Here is a 16173-nt window from a genome sequence, read left to right on the forward strand (position 1 = left end):
CGGTGCGCGCCCGAGGGGCGTGCGGCGGAGCGCCCGCGCTTTGGCGAGTGCGTCGGCGGTCAGGCCCGTGCCGCGGGCGGTCAGGCGCGGGAGGAGCATGGCAAGAACGTAACGTTCGTTACATCAACCCTGTCAATGACGTTTTGATGTAACATTCGAGTCGTGGAATCCGTGGTGTCCCGACTCGAAGCCGCCTACTCCGGGCTTCCGCGGGGTGAGCGCGCGGTCGCCCGGGTGATCCTGGACGACTATCCGTTCGCCGCGCTGGAATCCCTGCGCACGCTCGCCGACCGCGCCCGGGTGAGCCCGCCGACCGCCTCCCGCCTGATCGACCGGCTCGGCTTCGACTCCTTCACCGACTTCCAGGCCGGCGTCCGCGCCGACGCCCAGGACCGGTCGAGGCTGCGCGCGTTCGCCGCGCAGACGCCCGACCCCGGCAGCGCCGCACGCGAACTGCAGGACGGCCTGGCCGGCGCGCTCGCGGCCGTGAACACCCCCCTGCTGGACTCGGCGGCCGACGCCCTCGCGGCGGCCCGCTCGGTCTGGGCGCTGGGCGGCCCGCTCAGCGAACTGGCCGCCGACTACCTGGTTCGCCAGTTGGGCGCGCTGCGCCCGCACGTGCGGCTGGTGCCCGCGCCCGAACACGAACGGGCCCGGTCCCTGCTCGACATCACGCCCCAAGACCTCGTCGTCGCCTACGACTTCAAGCGCTACTCGGCTCCCACCTCCGCCTACGTCCGCACGGCCCGCGAACACGGCGCGCGCCTGCTGCTCGTCACCGACGCCTGGAGGTCACCCCTGGCCGACCACGCCCAGGTCCTCATCCCCCTGCCCCACGAAGCCGCGGGACCGATCGCCCCCCTCACCCACCAGATCGCCGTGACCGAGCTCCTCCTCGTCGCGACCGCCTCCCGCCTCGACACCGCGGCACGGCTCACCGAACTCGACGCCCTCGCGGCCGCCCTGCGACGCGACGCGTGACCGGGACCGCCGGCGGCCTCGGTACCCGGCGGCGGCCGGGCCGGAGAACCATGCGGGTGCCCGGCCGGAGGACGACGGTCCTCCGGCCGGGCACCTGGGCCGAGCTGCGTATGCCGGCCGGGGAGCCATCCCCGCTGTCGCAGCCCCGGGGCCCGGCGACCACTCGGCCGACGCGGGTGATGACCCAGGACGCCTTGCCCCGGCGCAGCGCGCGGCCGACGGCCGGGACGATGTCGGTGACGCTCGACTGGCATGGACGTGGTGGCGGTCACGCGCTCTCTCCGATCATCTGCAGGTAGGTGTCCTCCAGTGAAGTCTGGCTGACCGTCAGGTTCGGGATGTGACCGGAGTAGTGGCCGGCCAGCTCGATCACGGTCCGGGTGGCATCCGAGGTCTCGGTCCAGTGCTGTCCCTCGGTGTCCCGCCAGCCCACGACCGCCTTGGCCACGTGTCGTCCGCCCAGGTGGGCGGGGGTGTCCACGTCGATGATCTGGCCCTTGCAGAGCACGCCTACCCGGTCCGCCAGCCGTTCGACCTCGTCCAGGTAGTGCGTGGTGAGGACGACGGTGGTCCCCTCCGTCCGCAGCCGCTCGATCAACTCCCAGAGCCGGGACCGGACTACGGGGTCGAAGCCGGTCGTGGGCTCGTCCAGGAACAGCAGCTCGGGACGGCCGACCAGGCCGAGCGCCACGTCCAGCCGACGCCGCTGCCCGCCGGACAGGTGGGCGGCACGGCTGTTCCGCTTCTCGGCCAGGCCCACAGCGGCGGCGAGTTCGTCCGGGTCGCGGGCGTCCGCGTAGAAGGAGGCGAAGTGGTTCAGGACCTCGCTGACGGTGAGCTGGGCGTGGTCGTGGGAGTCCTGGAGCACCACGCCGAACCGGCTCCCGGACCCGTCGACCTCCAGCGAGCCCTGCTCCACCAGCCGCCTCACCTTCTGCCGCAGGTCTTCCGTCACCGCAGCGACCGGCTCTGGTGGAGATCCTCGCCCCCCGCGTCACTGCCGGCGCCGGCGCTCCACCGAGTGCACGCTCACCCGCAGCGCCGCCGCGACGTCCGTGTTCCTGTCCACGTCTCGAAGCGTTCCACGGCCCGTCGCCGGACCCGCTCCCGCGCTCTCTCTCCGCGTCGGTCAAACCGCCGCCCTGCGCAATACCTCAGAGCACGCCCCCAACCGGGTGACATCAGAGCGTCCCGGTTCATTTCGTCGGCTGACACGACATGGATCATTTCTGTGTTCCGGTATCACTCACTGGAACGACACTCGCGATCCACCCGAAGGAGCCCCGATGCGACTGAGCATCTCTCGCAGAGCCCCCATTCACATGGGACTCACCCTCGTCGCTTTTGGCGTCATTACGCCACCCGCTACCGCACAAGCGGCCGCCTCGGACCCGGACGTACTCGGCGTTTCGCAGTCGGCTACGGGGCCCATCAACCCGGTGCCCGGCATGCCCTCCGCCGAGGCCAGAAGAACCGATCGCGCCACCACCCAGGGGCCGATCGTGAACGTGGCCAGCTGCAGCGAGAGCGACCTGCAAGCCGCGATCGGTGCCGTCGCGACGGTGGGCGGCACGGTCAACCTCAGGCCGGGTTGCACCTACACCCTCACTGACGCCACACCGCCGAACGACGACAACGGACTGCCGGTCATCACGAGCACCGTTACGATCAACGGAAGCGGCGACACCATCACCCGAGCGGCAAGCGCGGCCAATTTCCGCTTCTTCCAAGTCAGCGGCTCCAATGGGAACCTCACTCTCAACAGCCTGACCCTGAGCAACGGTCACGCGTCCAGCAGCCTCGGCAACGGTCGGGGCGGTGCCATCTGGCTCAGCGGCGGCGGGCCCGAACTGATGCTGAACAACACCATCCTCGCCACCAACACCGCCGACACCTTTGGCGGGGCCGTCGACAACGACAATGGCACGTTGACCGTCAAGGGGAGCGTGCTCCGCAACAACACCGCGGCGGCCGGCGGGGCCCTGTTCGTCAGCCCGTTCGGAGGCTCCGGCACGGCGGCCGTCAGCACAAGCACGATCACCGGCAACCACGCAAGAACCCTGGCCGGCGGGATCGCCGCCGCGGTCGGCACGACGGTGACGCTATCCAGCAGCGTAGTCTCCGGCAACGACGTCACCGGTAGCAATGCGCTGGGCGGCGGCATCGCACAAGCCGGCACCCTCACGCTGCAGACAAGCACGGTCACCGGCAACACCGCCACTGGTAGCAATGCGCAGGGCGGCGGCATCTACAACTTGACCGGCACGGTGCGGCTCACCGACAGCCCGGTCCTCGGCAACACCACCAACGGTACGAACTCCCGCGGTGGCGGCATCGTCAACACGGCCTCCGGCAACACGACTCTCACCCGTAGCCCGGTGACCAGGAACCAGGCGCTGGGAACGGGCGCGGATGCTGGCGGCATCTTCAGGGCCAGCGGCACGGTGACACTGAACGTCAGTCCCGTCGTCTTCAACCAGCCCAACAACTGCGGTAACCCCAGCACCGTGCCCGGCTGCGCCTAAACGACCTGGTGCGTGACAGCGGCGGCGACGTGTCGGCCTGATCGACGAGCGAGACCACCCGAGACGGCCGGCCGGTGTTCGCCGACGCCGCCGGCATCTTCCGCGTCGACATCGCGGACGACATCGCCCGCCCGCTCGCCACCCCTGCGGGCCCCGGCCAGCACACCTGCCTGCACGCCCAGCCCCTGCCCTGGCCAAGAGGCCACCCGACAACACACCGGGCCCGCGTGGCCGGGCCTGCCAGGAACTCGCCTCGGAGGAGCCGGGACGGCCAACCACGACCGAATCCGGTGACGACGCGCCGCGACGGTGTCCGCGCCACCGGACCGGGCCGCTCGGACAGCACCGCGGCCGTCTCCCGGTGGTCGTGGTCGGGCGTTGCCGGGCGGACACCGGGCCTTCGGGCCGGCCGTCGGGGTGATGGCGATCTGGGACGGCGAACCCGTCACTCGGCCGCCGGGGTGATCTCGTACATCCCGGGGCCGTCCAGGTAGCGCACCGTGTTGAGGTCGCGCTGCAGGACGGCATCCACCGGGTGGCTGAGCGTCAGGGTAGCCGGGTATTCGCGATCGTAGGTCGTCGCGGTGATCGCGTCGCCCGGCCTCACCTGCACGGTGAGGGAGTGGAAGCTCGCCAGCTGCTTGAGCCGGTCCAGCGCGCGGTAGCCCCGCAGCCGTCCCGAAGCCGGAGCGACCAGTGCCGCCCAGGCGAACGCGTGCCGCCGCCGGTAGGGCCGGCCCGCCCGGGCGCGGAACCGCTCGGGCCGGACGTAGGCGTCGACGCTCCACTCCAGCTGGCCCTCGCCCACGGCCTCGGCCGTGTAGTAGGGCAGCCCCGAAACGCGGGCGCCCACCTCGACCAGCCGTGGGCCGTCCGGGGTCAGCTTGATCTCCAGGTGCGCCGCGCCGTACCGGATGCCGAGGGCGTCCAGCACCCGGCGGCCGTAGTCGAAGAGCTCGCCGACCGGCTGTTCGTCGGAGCGCAGCAGCACCTGGGCGGTCACCAGGTCCCGCACCCCGTTGGCCTCGATCCGCTCGGTGCGCCATGCGTCGGTCAGCTGGTGCACACCCGCGCAACTGACCGTGTTCACGATGTACTCGGCGCCCACCAGGTACTCCTGGGCGACGACCTCGGTGATCGGCTCGCCCAGCACCGCACGGCGGCCGAGCAGCCTGCGCAGCGCGGCGGCCGAGTCCTGCGGCAGGTCGCAGAACGACACGCCGTCACCCCAGTAGCCGCGCAGGGGCTTGACGACCACGGTGCCGCCGACTTTCTCGTGCCAGGCCAGCAGTGCGGCTTCGTCACCGGTTCGCAGCTGCCGCATGCCGGGGACGCCCTGAGCCTTGATCGTTTCGATCTGCACGTACTTGTCGCGCCGCGCGCTGCTCAGGGCCGTGCCGTTGGAGGCCAGTCCCAGCCGCTCGGAGAGGGCGTCGGCGAGCTCCACCCCGGTCTCGCGGCCGGCCAGGACCGCGACCGGCCCCAGCTCTGAGAGCTGTGCGGTCAGGACGTCCAACTCGCCGTCGTGGACCAGCGCATGACCGAAGGCCCGGTCGTCCACCGGATCGACTCCTACCGGAGGGACGGGCGTGCTCCGGACCTGGATCACCTCGCCGCCCACCGCGTCGAACGCGCCGGTGAACCCGAAGGACGTGCCGAACGCGTCGACGACCGCGACACGGAATGCTGACATCGGTTGCCTGCCTACTGGTTGACCGGGGCGGAGCCGGGGCGGGTGAGATCGGCGCGGAGCGCGAGGAGCCGGTACACCGCATTGGTGAGCACGTGCCGGACGCTGAACCCCGACGTGCCGGGGTCCCGGCCGTCCAGGACGTCGTGTTCGCCGCCCTGCTCGCGGATGTCGCGACGGGTCAGCCCGGTCCGCTCCCGGAACGCCTCGGGGAGCGCGTGCCGGGTGACGCCCAGGTGCGCCATCCGGAAGTCCACGAACTTGTCGATCACCCTGACCAACCGGTCGCGGCCCGCGCGGTCGAGCACCAGCCGTCCGTCCCGCAGCCGCTGGGACACGTTCGCCCCGCGGATGGAGTCGCCGCGCCACCGCGCGATGACGGGCCGGGACCACGAGGGGAAGTAGGACATCGACTGGTCCAGGAAGATGCCGTATCCCTTCGACGGCGGCAGCAGCGCCAGTTCGAGGAGGTGGACACTGGGCATGAACGCACCGCTCGCGCCGCGCGGGCCGCCGGGATGGCCCATGTGGTAGGGGCGGAACCGGTTGAACGCCTCCTGCGACAGCCTGCGGTACCTGGCCATGTGCCGCGTGAACTCCGCAAGGTGTTCGACGACGTCGTCCAGGACCGCGGCCGGTCGGGCGGCGGCCGCCGGCAGGACCAGCGAGCGCAGGCCGTAGGCGGCCGATTTGGCCCACGGTTCGGAGACGTGGTGGCCGAGGTAGAAGTCCCGTTCGAAAGCGGCGTCCCGGCCTGCGGAGAACACCCGGATGTCCCCGCTGCGCCGGTACTCCTCGCAGTTGACGTCGATCAGGAGTTCATAGCTCAGATGGGGATCCAGCGTGGGGAACCTGGCGCACTGGGCGGATATCAGCTCGGCCAAGGCGCGGGGCGCGGCCTGCGGCCCCGCGGGCGCGTAACCGCTGAGCAGGAAGAGCAGATCGAGCTGGAGGAGGCGCGCGGTCCGCTCGTCGTCCTCGGCGAGGCACTGCGGAGTCACCATCCGGAGCATCTGCTCCTGGGAGTCGGCGAGCTGTTGGTACGTCAGATGCTCTGCCGAAAGGTCGCTGAGGGCGGAGGGGAGGCTGCGCAGGACGTATTCACGCAGCGGCGAGCCCGAGCGACCGGGTGCGGGAGAGGTGTGCGGCCGGGGGTGTGCGACACCCTCGAAAAGCTGGCTGCTGTTCACGTCTGCTCCTTGCCGGTCGCCGCGACCGGCCGTAGTGGCACTGGGGTTGGTGTGGCTCGGAGGCCCGGCTGCCTGCCGGGGCCCGTACCGGCGGCGCCGAGGCCGCGCGGGCACCGGTGGCTCACTGCTCCGCCGGGAAGTCGGCGGCGGCGCTCGCCCCGGCCCACTTCCGGGTCTCCTCCGCTCGCGCCGCACCGGCGGCCAGGGCGGCGGTCACGGCCTGGGCGCCGAGCAGCAGCCGGCGTGGCGGGTCGTCGTGGCCGATGACGTCGATGATCACTCGGGCGGCGCGGGCCGGGTCGCCGGGCTGCGTGCCGTTGTTCTCCCGCCGGTACCGGTTCATGGCGCCGACGGTCTCCTCGTAGTCGGGCCCCACCGGGTGCAGCTCCATGGACGAGCCCTGCCAGTCCGTCCGGAAGGCTCCGGGCTCGACGATGACCACCTTCACCCCGAACGTTGCGACCTCGCCGGCCAGTACCTCGGAGAAGCCCTCGACGGCGAACTTCGCGCTCTGGTAAGCACCCATGCCCGGGGTGCCGCCGACCCGGCCACCCAGGGACGAGAACTGCACGAACACTCCCGACCGCTGCTCGCGCAGCACCGGCAATGCGGCCCGGGTGACGTTGACGACCCCGAAGAAGTTCGCCTCGAACTGCTCGCGGAAGTCCTTGTCCGTCATCTCCTCGATCGGGCCGCTGTTGGCGTATCCGGCGTTGTTCACCACCACGTCGAGCCGCCCGAACGCCGCGACCGCGCCGTCCACCGCGGCACGGGCCGCAGCCGCATCGGTCACGTCCAAGGCCGTGGTGCGGACCCGCGCCCCGTAGCGGGAGACCAGGTCCGCCAGTTGCTCCGGCCGCCGAGCCGTCGCCAGGACCTGGTCCCCGCTCTCCAGAACCGCTCCGGCCAGGCACCGCCCGAAGCCCCGGGACGCGCCGGTGATCAACCACGTGCGAGTCATGTCAAGCCCCTTGTGCTCTGTCGTGAGACCCATCGGTCACCACTGTCATGTGCGGTGCATCGGTCTCGCATCAGTCATATGACTTTGAGTCGGCGATGGCGGCCGGGCCAGGGGGGCCGAACCCGTGCCGCTCGGCCGGCGCTGCTCGACCATCTGGCCGGGCAAGCGGGGCGGTTGCAGGTCGTACCCGCCGCCGGCGTCGAAGCCAGCCCCGACCGACGGGCCTGGCAGCTGGATCCGTCGCTCGACCCGCCTTGTCGGGAACGGGTCTGCGGCGCCGTAGGACCTCTACTGGGCCCTGTAGCCGCCGTCGACGCTGAGGATGGTTCCGGTGACGAAGGACTCGGCCGGTGAGGCGAGCCAACGGAGCCTCGGGCGCGGGCCGGTTCACACATCGGCGGTTCACACCTCGGGGGCCGCGGTCTCCTGCAGCGTGCCGTCGGCCAGCCGGAGCCAGCGGTTCACCCCGATCTCGGCGAGGAAGCGCTCGTCGTGACTGACCACCAGGAAGGCGCCCCGGTAGGAGCTCAGGGCGCTCTCCAACTGGCCGGCGCTGACCAGGTCGAGGTTGTCGGTCGGCTCGTCGAGCAGCAGCACGTCGGGGCGCTTGAGTAGTTGGGCGGCGAGGCCGAGGGAGACGATCTGACCGCCGCTGAGCGTGTGCAGGCCGCCGTCCAGGGTGGGGTTGGTCAAGCCGGGACGGTCGAGCTGGGCGCGGGTGCGATCCTCGATGTCCCAGTCGTCGCCGATGGTGGTGAAGTGCCGCTCGTCGACGTCTCCGGGCTCGACGGCGTCGATGGCCCGGATGATCCCGGCGACGTCGAGCACCTCGGCGACGGTGAGGTCGGAGCTCAGGGGCAGGCTCTGGCGGAGGTGGCCGAGCCGGCCGGTGACCGTCACCGAGCCGGTCGTGGGCGTGATTTTAGCGGGCAGGCCGACGAGGCCGTCCATCGAGGAGACGTGGTGGCCAGGGGGCGCGGAAACCGTGCGGCTCAGCAGGCCTCATGTTCGTAGGATGGGTGAAGCTCCTCCGGGAGGAACTCGTCCCCGGAGGTGACATGCCACCACACGCGAAACACCGGCTGCTCGGGCGGAACCGGGAGTTGGAGGCGCTGGACCGCCTGCTGCGCGAGGTGCGCGAAGGGCACAGTCGGGTGGTGGTTCTGCGAGGTGAGGCCGGCGTGGGCAAGTCGGCGCTGCTCGACCACCTGGCCGGGCAGGCGGCGCAGATGCAGGTCGTACGCGCGGTCGGTGTCGAAGCCGAGTCGGAGTTCGCGTATTCGGCCTTGCAACGGCTGTGCGCTCCGCTGTTGTCGCAGCTGGATCGACTCCCGTCGGTGCAGCAGGACGCGCTGCGTGTCGCGTTCGGCCTGAGCGCGGGGAACCCGCCCGAGATGCTGCTGGTCGGGATGGCGATCCTCGGTCTCTTCGCCGAGGCGGCGGCCCGGACCCCGCTGGTATGCCTGGTCGACGACGTGCAATGGCTGGACCTGATGTCCCGGCGGATCCTGGCGTTCGTCGGACGTCGGCTGGACGCCGAGTCGGTGGCGTTGGTGTTCGCCGAGCGGATCACCGACGGGAAGATGGAGGATGAGGGCCTTTCCGGCCTTCCGGAACTTCCCCTGCGCGGGCTGGCCGACGTCGACGCCCGGGTGCTGCTCGACAGCGTTCTGCCGGGGCCGGTCGACGCTCGCGTGCGGGACCGGATCGTCGCCGAGACCGGTGGGAATCCGCTCGCCCTGCTGGAGTTGCCCCGGGGTCTGTCACCGGTGGAATTGGCGTTCGGCTTCGGAGGGCCCGGCGCCGGCCCGGTGGCGACCCGGGTCGAGGACGGATTCCGTCGGCGCGTCGATGCGTTGCCGGCCGATGCCCGGGCCCTGTTGCTGGTCGCGGCGGTCGAACCGGTCGGTGACGGGCCGCTGTTGTGGGATGCTCTGCGTCTGCTGGGCATCGGGCTGGAGGCCGCGGCAGTGGCTGAGGCCGCAGGCCTGATCACCTTGGGAGCCTCGGTGCGGTTCCGGCACCCGCTGGTGCGTTCGGCCGTCTGGCGTGGCGCGGATGCCGCCACGCTGCGCGCGGCGCACCGCGTCCTGGCCGAGGCCATTGACGCCCTGCGCGCCCCCGACCGGCGGGCCTGGCACCAGGCTCACGCCGCGGTCGGGCCGGACGAGGAGGTCGCCGCCGCGCTGGAGCGCTCCGCCGACCGGGCCCTGGCGCGCGGCGGCCGGGCCGCCGCCGCCTCCTTCCTGGAACGTGCCGCCGCGCTCACCCCCGACCCGAAGGAGCGGGCGCGGCGCGCGCTGGCGGCCGCGGACACCCACCTCGCCGCGGGCGTGCCGGCTCGGGTGCCCGACCTGCTCGCCGCCGCCGAGCTGGGGCCGCTGGACCGGCTGCAGCAGGCCAACGCCAGCCGGCTGCGGGCCAAGGTGTCGTCCATGACCGACTCGGGGCCGGGCGCGGTGCAGCCGCTGCTCGACGCGGCGCTCCGGCTCAGGGACCTCGACCCGGCCGTCGCACGGAAGACCTACCTCGACGCGTTCGGCGCGGCCATTCGTGCCGGCCGGCACGACGAAGGCGGACTGCGGCGAGTCGCCGACGCCGCTCGCGACCTGATACCCGGCGACGAGCCGGCGGGAGTCTTCCTTCGTGCCCTGGTCGTGTGGACCACGGACGGGCCGGCCGCCGCCTTCCCGCTGCTGGCGCGGGCGCTGCGCTCCCTCACCGACGAGGAGGACCCGTCCGTCCTGTGGGCTGCCGCGAACGCCGCCGCGGAGCTGGGCGATCTCCAGGCCTGGCTGGACGTCACCGATCGGGCGGCCCGCTTCGCCCGGACGACGGGAACGCTGTCGATCCTCTCGATGGTGCTGCCCTACCGGGCGGCCGCGCTGGGCTATGCAGGGCGTTTCTCCGAAGCCGGGGACCTGCTGGCCGAGGCCGCAGCCGTTGAGAAGGCCACCGGCGTGGTTCCGCGCATGACGGCCCTGATCGGCGCGTATCGGGGACGGGAGCGACCGGCCCTGGAGCTGATCGAGGCGATGGAACGGGACGGTGAGCAGCCCGCCCTGGGACGGCTCACCGGCATGGCGGCGTGTGTGCGGGCCGTGCTCCACAACGGCCTGGGCAACTATCCGCTCGCCATGGAAGCGGCGCTCCGGAGCATGGAGTACCAGGACCTCAACGTGCATTTCTGGGCGAGCAGCGAGCTGGTCGAGGCCGCGACCCGGGCCGGCCACCCGGCGGTGGCTGCCCGAGCGCGCGAGCGGCTGGCCGACTGGGCCCTGGCCGGCACGCCCTGGGCCCTGGGTGCGCAGGCCGTCGCCGACGCTCTGACCGGAGCATCCGAGCAGGCCGAGGACCGCTACCGCGAGGCCGTCGACCATTTCGGCCGGGGCGGGCTCGGCGTGTTCGAGGTCCGGGCCCGGCTGCTGTTCGGGGAGTGGCTGCGCCGCCAGAACCGGCGCGCGCAGGCCCGTACCGAGCTGCGGGCGGCGTACGAGGCGGCCGCGGACACGGGTATGGAGGCGTTCGCGGAGCGGGCCCGGCGAGAGCTGCTCGCCACCGGTGAGACTGTCCGCAGGCGGACCGTCGGCGCACCGGTCCTGACCCCGCAGGAGGCGCAGATCGCCCGCCTCGCGGCCGCCGGGCACGCGAACGCGGAGATCGGCGCGCAGTTGTTCCTCAGCCCTCGCACGGTCGAGTGGCACCTGCGCAAGGTCTTCGCCAAGCTGGGGATCTCCTCCCGTCGCGAGATCGACGGTGCATTGTCCGAGCGGTGATCGCCGTTGTCCGGCGGATCGGCGGGACGACTACGGCAGCACGGTGCGCGACTCCCGCCGAGAGCTGATGCGGAGTTCGGTGAACACTCACAGGTGGTCGGCGTCCACCACGGCCTGGGCGAACGCCGTCGGCGCCTCCTGCGGCGCGTTGTGGCCGATGCCGGGGAGCACTCGGTGCTCGTACCGGCCGGTGAAGAACTTCCGGTACCCGGTGCCGTCGGTCGTGGGCAGGAACGGGTCGAGCGCGGGGTCCAGGGCGATGGTCGGCACCGTGACGGCCGGCCGGGCCGCGAGCAGCTGCTCGTAGCGGTCGTAGCAACGCTCGCCGTCGGCCAGGCCGAGGCGCCAGCGGTAGTTGTGGATCACGATGGCGGCGTAGTCGGGGTTCTCGAACGCCGCGGCGGTGCGCTCGAAGGTGGCGTCGTCGAACTTCCAGGTCGGGGAGACCTCGTCCCACACCAGCCGGCACAGGTCGTGCCGGTACTGCTTGGTCTCCATGGCGACGCGGCCCCGGTCGGTGGCGAAGTAGTACTGGTACCACCAGGTGTGCTCGGCCTTCGGCGGCAGCGGGTTCTGCTGCGAAGGGATGTTGACGATGAGGTAACCGCTCACCGCCACCAGGGCCTTGACCCGCTCGGGCCACAGCGCCGCGATGGTGCCGGCGGCCCGCGAGCCCCAGTCGAAGCCGGCCAGCACCGCCTTGTGGATCTTCAGGGCGTCCATCAGGGCGATGATGTCGAGGGCGATCGCGGCCTGCTGACCGGTGCGGACGGTCGTGGGAGACAGGAAGTTCGTGGTGCCGTGGCCCCGCAGGTACGGCACGATCACCCGGTAGCCGGCGTCCGCCAGCAGTGGCACCACGTCGACGAAGCTGTGGATGTCGTAGGGCCAGCCGTGCAGGCAGATGACCACGGGGCCGTGCTCGGGCCCGGCCTCGGCGTAGCCGATGTCGAGCACGCCGGCCTGGACCCGCTTCAGGTCGGTGAACGTGGTGTGCGTGCCCGGGGCGATGGCCGGGACGACCGGGGCCGGGCGGCCGGGCCGGTCGGAACCGGCGGCGAAGGCGGCGGGCGAGTTCGATGCCGCGCCGAGCGACACGGCCGTGGCGCCCATGCCGAGACCGACTGCCTTGGTGAAGGTACGCCTGTTGATCATGTCTGTTCCTTCCTGGGGACTCGTTGATGTCTCCACTGTTCTTCGGCCACCGGCACGACACATCAGTCACATGACGTCGAGACGCGCGAAGGCGCTCGCGGACGCACGAAGGACCTGCCGGGCCGCCACGTTCAGTCATTCGACTGATTCCACCGTGCTTCCGCTTGGTGATCCTCGAAGGAGCGCCGCGATGCCGGCGGATCGTCGTGTGTGCAATCGGAAGGTCTGGCCGTGAAGCAAACCCCCGTCGTCCTCATCCACGGTGCGTGGTTCCACATTTCCTCCTGGGAGGGCTGGGCCGAACGGTTCACCTCGCACGGTTACGCGGTGTGCGTCCCGGGCTGGCCCGGTGAGGCCCCCACCGCCGAGCAGGTCCGCCGTGATCCCGGCCCGCTGCGCGACCTCGGGCTCGCCGCGCTCACGGCCCACTACGAGAAGATCGTGCGTTCCTTCGACAACCCGCCGGTCCTCATCGGGCATTCGGCCGGCGGCCTCATCGCCCAGCACCTCCTCGGAGCCGACCTCGGCCGCGCCGCCGTCGCCCTCGCGCCGCTGCCGGCCGGCGGTGTGCCGCTGGACCACGGTCGGCCCCGGCCGTGGTCGCCGCTGCCGGCCGACTCGACCCGGCACCCGTGCTTCGAGCCGCTGCCGCGCACCCGGTTCCGACACGTCGTCGCCAACGCGGTCGGTGAGGAGGAGGCCGCGAAGCTCTTCGACCGGTACGCCGTCCCGGCCCCCCTCCGGCTGCTCGCGGACCTCGGACTCGATCGCACCGCCGCCGGGCCGGCCGACACCGTCGTGAACACGGCGAATTCGGCGCGCGGACCGCTCCTGCTCGTGTCCGGCCAGGAGGACCGGATGGTCCCGGACGCCGTGACCCGCTCGGTCTACAAGCTCTACGGCGACTCCTCCGTCGTGACCGATCTGAAGCAGTTCGCCGATCGAGGGCACTCCATGGTGTTCGACAGCGGCTGGCGCTCGGTCGCCGACCACGTCCTCGCCTGGCTGGCCGCCAACGGCATCGAGGCCGTGACCGCACAGAACTGAACACGGGCATCAGACCTGCGTAGCCGCGTCAGTCCGGCTCAGCGCGTCGCGCAGCGCCGCCCGGGCCGTGATGCCCAGCTTGGGGAAGATGCGGTACAGGTGCGAGCTGACGGTGCGGGGCGACAGGCGCATCCGCTCGCCGATCTCCTTGTTCGTCAGGCCGCTCGCGGCCAGGTCGGCGATGCGGCGTTCCTGCCAGGTCAGCGAGGCCAGGTTCAGCGTCGAGACGCGGGGCGGGGTCCCGGTGGCGCGCAGTTCGGCCCGGGCCCGTTCGGTCCAGCCGGCCGCGCCCAGCTGCTCGAACGCCTCGGCCGCCGGGACGAGGTACTGCCGCGCCGCCGCCGGGCCCTGGACGTGGCGCACCCGGATGCCGTGCGCCAGCCGTATCCGGGCCAGCTCGAACGGGAAGCGGGCGCCGTCCGGGTGGGCTTCGGCACGCGTGAACATCTCGGCGGCCTCCCGCTCGTTCTCGGCGGTCATCGCCAGCGCGCCGTAGGTGATCAGCCCCAGGCGGGGCGACACGGACGGCAGGCCGGCGTCGCGGGCGGCGAGGGCGTGCGCCCGGGCCTGCTCGACGCGTCCGGTGTGCTGGGCGGCCTCGACGAGATCGAGCAGGGTGCGCGATGCCTGGTACGCGTAGGGCCGGAACGTGCCCGGCTGTGTGATGCCGATGGCGTAGAGGTACGCGGCCTCGTAGTCGCCGGAGCTCAGCGCGGCGGTCGCACCGGCGGAATCGGCGACCTGGGTCAGGAACCCCAGTCCGCGCGGACGGGCCCAGGCGTCCACCTCGGCCTGCAGGTCCCGCGCCCGCCCGACCTGTCCGCGCAGCGCCGCGAGCTGGGCCAGGTACGCTCGGCTCTGGGCGGCGAACAGGTGGTGGCCGTGCTCGGTCGCCAGGTCCAGGCCGCGCTGTCCGGTGTCCTCAGCCTGCGCCCATTCGCCGACCGCCATCTGGTCGAGCATGATCTGGTGCAGCATGACCATGCCGGTGGCCACGGCTCCGGTCTCCAGCTCGCGGTCCACGACGCGCTGCAGGTGGGGGCGGTAGTGGCTCAGTACATCGAGGTGGTACGCGGCCGCGCCCAACCGCGTGACGTCCCAGGGCTCCAGATCCGGCAGGTTGGCGGCGGCCTGTCTCACCGGCCCAGCCCAGCCTGCTCCGTGCCTGGTCACATCGCTCCAGGTGCCGCTGTAGAGACGAGAATGTCCGGTGACGAGGTCGCCCATGGAGGCGAGGAGTTCGTGCGTGCTCTCCCAGGCCGCGCGGTCCCCGCTGAACTGGCTGATCGCCAGGAGAAGGTTCACCAGCCGGGTGAGGACCTCCTCGGGCTGGGCCTTGCCGTCGGCTGACGCGGTGGCGGTCCCGCCGTCCCGCAGCGTCTCGATCGCCGCAGAGACCTGTCGGTGGGTGGTGCGGACGTCCCCGTCCTGGTAGAGCGCCCGGTAGGCCGCGGCCAGCACCGAAGCCGGCGACTCCGTCGAACCGGCTGCGAGGTTCGCCTGGACCAGCCGGTGCGCCTGGCCGAGGCGGGCGGCGTGACCGGCGACGAAGGCCGCGTCGGTCAGTCGCCGGGACCGGTCGGTGTGGTTCTCGCTGAGCTCGGCGGCCCGGGTCAGCCAGGCCACGGCCGACAGCGCGCCGCCGCGCCGGGTCGCCGACTCGGCCGCCGCCTCCAGGATGTCGGCGACCTCCTCGTCCGGATCGACCGTCGCCGCCGCCAGGTGCGTCGCCCGGCGTTCGAGGTTCTCCCGATGAACCTGCGCCAGTGCCAGGTGCGCGGCGCGGCGCTGGTTGGGAGTCGCCGTCCGCACGACGGCGGACCTCACGAGCGGGTGCCGGAAGACGAAATCCCCGGTGACCACCTCGATGTCCAGCAACCCGGCGGCCACTGCCGCGTCGGCGTCGCGCATGCGGTAACGGGTGCCGGGGACGGCGTCGGTGCCGCTCGGGGGCCCGGCGCCGTCGAGCGCGCCCATCAGCAGCTCGGTCCGCACCCGCTCGTCGAGGGCTGCGATGCGGGTGCCGAACAGCCGTTGCAGCCGCCGGGGCAACGGCAGACCGTGCTGACCGATCAGGTCTTCGGCCGGAAGGTCGCGCGACCGGCCGGCGAAGTGGGCAGGCAGCTCCACCAAGGCCAGCGGGTTGCCCTGGGCCTGCTCCAGGACGATTCGACGGGCCCGTCGGCTCAGCTCCGGGTACCGGTGGTCCAGCAGGCGTGCCGCGTCCTCGTCGACGAGGGCGGTGATCGGCAGTTCGGGCAGTGCGGCGGTGTCGAAGCGCGACGGGAGATCGGTGCGGACCGCGACCAGCAGCTTCACCGGGCCGCCGGCCAGGCGCCGGCCCACGAAGCCACAGACGTCGGCACTGGAGTCGTCCAGCCATTGCCCGTCGTCGAGGACCAGAAACAGCGGCCGCTGTTCGGCGGAGAGCGACAGCAGGCTGAGAACGGCGATGCCGAGCGTCATGACCGACGGCGGGTCGCCCCGCATTCCGCCGAACACGGCGCCGAACACTGCCCGGGTCCCGTCGTCCAGCCGCGCGACATCGGAGAGCAGCGGATGGAGGAACTGGTGCAGCCCGGCATAGGGCAGCTCGGACTCCGCCTCGACGCCGGCGGCCCGGATGACGACGTGGCCCTCCTGCTCCGCCAGCGCGGCGGCGCGGCTCAACAACGAGCTCTTGCCGACCCCCGTCTCCCCCCGCAGGACGAGAGCCTGGCCCGTGGCGGACTTCACGAACGCCACGAGCTCCGCCTGCTCGTCCTCGCGGCCCACCATCGTCGTGGTGACGCCCCATCGCTGGAACCCGGTCATGTCCCCCTACCCCTTCCTGATGTCGCTCTCACCG

10 protein-coding genes and 2 pseudogenes are annotated in these 16173 nt (G+C 72.0%); 5 read left to right on the forward strand and 7 right to left on the reverse strand.

The window, feature by feature from the left end; translation table 11 throughout:
* The first annotated feature begins 162 nt into the window (after window positions 1-162).
* A complete protein-coding gene (locus ACFV1W_RS21050) occupies window positions 163-981 on the forward strand; it encodes a MurR/RpiR family transcriptional regulator (RefSeq protein ID WP_380418653.1) in 819 nt (272 codons plus the stop codon).
* 268 nt (window positions 982-1249) lie between these two features.
* Here ACFV1W_RS21050 and ACFV1W_RS21055 read toward each other — a convergent pair whose 3' ends face one another.
* Entirely contained in the window at window positions 1250-1936 is a 687-nt protein-coding gene (locus tag ACFV1W_RS21055; protein ID WP_380418655.1) for an ABC transporter ATP-binding protein, read from the reverse strand.
* A gap of 331 nt (window positions 1937-2267) precedes the next feature.
* Here ACFV1W_RS21055 and ACFV1W_RS21060 point away from each other — a divergent pair, with 331 nt between their 5' ends.
* Window positions 2268-3506: a hypothetical protein gene (locus ACFV1W_RS21060; RefSeq protein WP_380418657.1), complete on the forward strand. Its 1239-nt coding sequence runs from the start codon at window positions 2268-2270 to the stop codon at window positions 3504-3506.
* A gap of 56 nt (window positions 3507-3562) precedes the next feature.
* Window positions 3563-4000 (forward strand): annotated as a pseudogene (locus ACFV1W_RS21065) (DUF6296 family protein); the annotation flags it as partial.
* On the opposite strand, the gene ACFV1W_RS21070 reads toward ACFV1W_RS21065, so the two are convergent.
* The 4 genes and pseudogenes from ACFV1W_RS21070 to ACFV1W_RS21085 all read right to left on the reverse strand — a co-directional run.
* Window positions 3952-5199: an ATP-grasp domain-containing protein gene (locus tag ACFV1W_RS21070; RefSeq protein WP_380418659.1), complete on the reverse strand. Its 1248-nt coding sequence runs from the start codon at window positions 5197-5199 to the stop codon at window positions 3952-3954. The pseudogene ACFV1W_RS21065 and the gene ACFV1W_RS21070 sit on opposite strands and share 49 nt — an antisense overlap.
* Window positions 5200-5210: 11 nt before the next feature.
* Window positions 5211-6386: a hypothetical protein gene (locus tag ACFV1W_RS21075; protein WP_380418661.1), complete on the reverse strand. Its 1176-nt coding sequence runs from the start codon at window positions 6384-6386 to the stop codon at window positions 5211-5213.
* 121 nt (window positions 6387-6507) lie between these two features.
* A complete protein-coding gene (locus tag ACFV1W_RS21080; protein WP_380418663.1) occupies window positions 6508-7347 on the reverse strand; it encodes an oxidoreductase in 840 nt (279 codons plus the stop codon).
* A 477-nt stretch (window positions 7348-7824) separates the two neighbouring features.
* Window positions 7825-8325, reverse strand: a pseudogene (locus ACFV1W_RS21085) (ATP-binding cassette domain-containing protein); the annotation flags it as partial.
* 80 nt (window positions 8326-8405) lie between these two features.
* Between ACFV1W_RS21085 and ACFV1W_RS21090 the strand changes: the two are divergent.
* Entirely contained in the window at window positions 8406-11123 is a 2718-nt protein-coding gene (locus ACFV1W_RS21090; protein ID WP_380418665.1) for an AAA family ATPase, read from the forward strand.
* An 87-nt stretch (window positions 11124-11210) separates the two neighbouring features.
* Here the strand turns inward: ACFV1W_RS21090 and ACFV1W_RS21095 are convergent, their stop codons facing one another.
* Entirely contained in the window at window positions 11211-12278 is a 1068-nt protein-coding gene (locus tag ACFV1W_RS21095; RefSeq protein WP_380418667.1) for an alpha/beta fold hydrolase, read from the reverse strand.
* Between the two features lie 231 nt (window positions 12279-12509).
* On the opposite strand from ACFV1W_RS21095, the gene ACFV1W_RS21100 reads away from it, so the two are divergent.
* Window positions 12510-13325 carry an alpha/beta hydrolase gene (locus tag ACFV1W_RS21100; protein ID WP_380418669.1) on the forward strand — a complete coding sequence of 272 codons (816 nt, stop codon included), beginning with the start codon at window positions 12510-12512 and terminating at the stop codon, window positions 13323-13325.
* A 9-nt stretch (window positions 13326-13334) separates the two neighbouring features.
* Here the strand turns inward: ACFV1W_RS21100 and ACFV1W_RS21105 are convergent, their stop codons facing one another.
* The gene (locus ACFV1W_RS21105; protein WP_380418671.1) at window positions 13335-16139 is read right to left on the reverse strand and encodes an AAA family ATPase; all 2805 of its coding nucleotides are present in this window, start codon (window positions 16137-16139) and stop codon (window positions 13335-13337) included.
* Window positions 16140-16173: the final 34 nt, after the last annotated feature.

This window comes from Kitasatospora sp. NPDC059648 (assembly GCF_042734825.1).
Classification (GTDB): domain Bacteria; phylum Actinomycetota; class Actinomycetes; order Streptomycetales; family Streptomycetaceae; genus Kitasatospora.

Bases quoted from the DNA above. Each gene is read 5' to 3' on its own strand.
- ACFV1W_RS21060 (WP_380418657.1), top strand. From the start codon at position 2,268: ATGCGACTGAGCATCTCTCGCAGAGCCCCCATTCACATGGGACTCACC.
- ACFV1W_RS21070 (WP_380418659.1), bottom strand. From the start codon at position 5,199: ATGTCAGCATTCCGTGTCGCGGTCGTCGACGCGTTCGGCACGTCCTTC.
- ACFV1W_RS21080 (WP_380418663.1), bottom strand. From the start codon at position 7,347: ATGACTCGCACGTGGTTGATCACCGGCGCGTCCCGGGGCTTCGGGCGG.
- ACFV1W_RS21090 (WP_380418665.1), top strand. From the start codon at position 8,406: ATGCCACCACACGCGAAACACCGGCTGCTCGGGCGGAACCGGGAGTTG.
- ACFV1W_RS21095 (WP_380418667.1), bottom strand. From the start codon at position 12,278: ATGATCAACAGGCGTACCTTCACCAAGGCAGTCGGTCTCGGCATGGGC.
- ACFV1W_RS21105 (WP_380418671.1), bottom strand. From the start codon at position 16,139: ATGACCGGGTTCCAGCGATGGGGCGTCACCACGACGATGGTGGGCCGC.